The 1965-nt window shown below is 71.4% G+C and carries 2 protein-coding genes, 1 pseudogene and 1 riboswitch; of the genes and pseudogenes, 2 read left to right on the top strand and 1 reads right to left on the bottom strand.

Annotation, left to right across the window (positions count from 1 at the left end; all coding sequences use genetic code 11):
- Positions 1–344: pseudogene (locus tag G6024_RS14440) on the top strand (glucose-6-phosphate dehydrogenase (coenzyme-F420)); the annotation flags it as partial.
- Positions 345–389: 45 nt separating this feature from the next.
- Here the strand turns inward: G6024_RS14440 and G6024_RS14435 are convergent.
- Complete coding sequence (locus G6024_RS14435) at positions 390–845, bottom strand: hypothetical protein (RefSeq protein WP_159149014.1); 456 nt, start codon at positions 843–845, stop codon at positions 390–392.
- A 110-nt stretch (positions 846–955) separates the two neighbouring features.
- Positions 956–1053: riboswitch (TPP riboswitch) on the top strand.
- Between the two features lie 87 nt (positions 1054–1140).
- Between G6024_RS14435 and G6024_RS14430 the strand changes: the two genes are divergently transcribed.
- Positions 1141–1905, top strand: a complete 765-nt coding sequence (locus tag G6024_RS14430) for a 3-oxoacyl-ACP reductase (protein ID WP_159149013.1) — start codon at positions 1141–1143, stop codon at positions 1903–1905.
- Positions 1906–1965: the final 60 nt, after the last annotated feature.

Genomic DNA, 1965 nt, shown 5'->3' with positions numbered 1-1965 from the left:
CGCAGATCGACCGGATGATCGAGATCAAGATCTCTTACGACCCCGACCCCGACAAGGCCCTGGAGAACTGCCGCTTCTGGGCCCCGCTGTCCCTGACACCGGAGCAGAAGCATTCGGTGGATTCGCCGCGGGAGATGGAGCGCCTCGCGGATGAGTTGCCGATCGAGCAGGTCGCCAAGCGGTGGATCGTCGCCTCGGACCCCGACGAGGCCGTCGAGCAGGTCCGACAGTACGTCGACGCCGGCCTGAACCATCTGGTCTTCCACGCCCCGGGCCACGACCAGAAACGCTTCCTCGACCTGTTCACATCCGACCTCGAACCGCGTCTGCGTCGCCTCGCGTAGGCGCCGTGGGCGGGCCGGTGACCCGCCCGGCCACTCACCCCGGGCTCAGGCCCGGGTGAGCAGCAGCGGCGCCGCCGCGAACCGCGACCAGGGCCCGCCCGCGAAGGTCAGGCCGATCAGGCGCCGGTCGTCGAGCGGCCGGAACTCGTCCCGCACCCAGCGCCACGGCACCGGGCTCGAGGCGCCGTACGAGCAGACGATCGCCTGACCGCCGTCGAACCACGAGGATTCCAGCGTCACCCGCATCGGCAGGGTCTCCCGTGGCGGGCGGCCCTCGTCGTCGTCGACCAGGTTCATCGCGCCGCCCCCGGGGGCGAAACGCTTGCCCTGCCAGCCCGGCATCCCGCCGAGGGCGATAGCGCGCGGTGCCACCACCCTCAGCGGTGCCGGGCCGACGAACGTGACGAGGTAGTCGCCCGGGGCGGGCAGATCGGTCGGCGGCGTGGCCTGCGAGAACAGGGCGCGCAATCGGCCGAGCGAGGTCGGCAGGGCGGCGGTCACGGGGCTCCGATCGTCGGGGGCGTTCGCCGATCCTAGGACGGTTGTCCAGCCACGCGGGACAGATCGGCAGTGTGGCTTCGCGTTCAGCCGGCCGCGGGTGGCCTAGGCTCGCACTCGACACGGGGTGCCGCCCATCCGGGCGGCTGAGAACACACCCGTCGAACCTGAACTGGGTAGTTCCAGCGGAGGAATGTCGTGCGCGTCGCCCCGGGCGTCGTCGCCTCTCGTGCGGTCATCGTGCGGCGGGCAGGTGGGCATCGCGCTCCCCGTGAGGAACCACCGGGAAGCGAGTGGCATGCGTATCAACGAGCAGGTCGTCCTGGTCACCGGCGGAGCCCGCGGACTCGGCGTGGACATCATCCGCGCCTTCTCCCGCGAGGGCGCCCTCGTCGTCGTCAACTATCGACGCAGCGAGGCCGCCGCCGCCGACCTCGTCCGTGAGCTCGGCGAGGACCGCGCCGTCGCACTACGCGCGGACGTGACCGACGACGACGAGGTGCGCGCCCTCTTCGACGCGGCCCGCGCCCACTTCGGTCGACCGATCAGCACGGTCGTCAACAACGCGCTGGCCGACTTCGAGTTCAACGGCGATGCCAGGCCGCGGCCGGAGACCCTGACCTGGGAGGATTTCGACTCCCAGCTGCGTGGCGCGGTCAAGGCCACCCTCGCCACGACCCAGGCCGCGCTGCCGGGGATGCGCGAGGCGGGGTTCGGGCGGATCGTGACCATCGGCACCAACCTGTTCCAGCACCCGGTGGTGCCGTACCACGACTACACCGCCGCCAAGGCCGCCGCGCTGTCGCTGACCCGCACCCTCGCCACCGACCTCGGGCCGGACGGCATCACGGTCAACATGGTCTCGGGCGGCCTGCTGCGCACCACCGACGCCAGTGCCGCTACGCCTGACGAGGTGTTCGACCTCATCGCCTCCGGGACCCCGCTGCGGCGCGCGATCACTCCTGCCGAGCTCGCTGACGCGGTGCTGTTCTTCGCCTCCCCGTGGGCGCGCGCGGTGACGGGGCAGAACCTCATCGTCGACGGCGGCCTGGTCAAGGGCTGAGTCGGCCGGGCCCGCTCGCGGGGGTTCTGCGTGTCGTGGTGCTGGACTAGGTTCGACGTA

Source organism: Dietzia maris (assembly GCF_014144855.1).
Classification (GTDB): Bacteria; Actinomycetota; Actinomycetes; order Mycobacteriales; family Mycobacteriaceae; genus Dietzia; species Dietzia kunjamensis.
This window is presented reverse-complemented; position numbering and strand designations above follow the sequence as displayed.

Coding starts and splice junctions, on each gene's coding strand:
- G6024_RS14430 (WP_159149013.1), top strand. CDS start 1,141: ATGCGTATCAACGAGCAGGTCGTCCTGGTCACCGGCGGAGCCCGCGGA.